Raw genomic sequence first — 1,020 nt, 5'->3', positions numbered from 1 at the left:
CTAGCCCCCGAACGGCGAGCAGCTGCGGGGCGGTCTGCTGGACCAGGCGCGTCAGATGGGTGTCGAGGTCGCGGATCTCCTCGGTCAGATCCTGGTGGCGCCGGGCGAGGCTGCGCAGCGCGTGCTTGGCCACGAGCAGGTGGGTGTCCGGCGTCGAGCCGGTGCGCCAGCGGCTGGCGATGCGGACCAACTCCTGCAGGCTGGCTGAGCGCAGCTGCTCGCGCAGCCCGGTCGGTGCGGTGACCAGCAGGGCCCGGATCTGGTTGGCAGCCTGGGAGCGTGCTTTCTGTGCGCTGCGGCGGGCGACCTGCAGCGAACGGATCATCTCCACGGTGCCTTCGCCGGCTTTCGGGTGGGCGGTCGCGGTGCCGGCAAGGACGGCTCGGGCGGCGGCCTCGGCGTCGAGTGGGTCGCTCTTGCCCTGACGGTGGCGCGCGCTGCGGTCTGGGCGGTTGACCTCGATGAGCCGGTGGTCGTGGTCACGAAGGACTCGGGCCAGGCCAGCGCCCCAGCTGCCGGTGCCCTCGATGCCGAAGGCGTTGATCTCACCGAACTGTCGGGCCCAGGTCTCCAGTTCCTGATAGCCCGCTGGCGTGGTGGGGACCGTGATGCTGCCCAGTCGTCGCCCGAGCTGATCGAGAGCGACCGCGACATGGATGTCGCTGTGCGTATCGACGCCGACGGTGACGATTCGGCCGGCGGGTGCGACCGTTGTCTGTGTCATCTGCTGCTCCTCGAGGCGGCGGTGATGCAGTGCCGGGTGAGGGCGGCGGACAGAACTGCGACGGGACCTCTGGCCAGGCTCCTATCAGGTCACCCCGCTCTCGCCCGGAGCTGCGACGTGGTGCTTCTCCGGACAGTCGACAGTTCGGCAACAAGGCACCACTGGGCCGGTTGGTCTACGGGTCAGGCCGCCCGAAGAAGCACAAGCCCACCCTCGCAGTTGGTCCAGGGCCGGCCCGGCCGGATGAACCGCCGGCCGATGCCGAGTTCGGTGCAGGCAGCGATCCAGGCACGGCC

The 1,020-nt window shown here is 70.3% G+C and carries 1 protein-coding gene; it reads right to left on the bottom strand.

Annotation, left to right across the window (positions count from 1 at the left end; genetic code table 11):
• The coding region (locus BM414_RS28155; protein ID WP_139246146.1) for an IS110 family transposase at positions 1-724 on the bottom strand (724 nt) is incomplete at its 3' end.
• Positions 725-1,020: the final 296 nt, after the last annotated feature.

Origin of the sequence: Geodermatophilus amargosae (genome assembly GCF_900116515.1) — a bacterium.
Classification (GTDB): Bacteria; Actinomycetota; Actinomycetes; order Mycobacteriales; family Geodermatophilaceae; genus Geodermatophilus; species Geodermatophilus amargosae.
The sequence above is the reverse complement of the archived record's forward strand: the minus strand, read 5'-3'. Positions and strand labels throughout refer to the sequence as shown.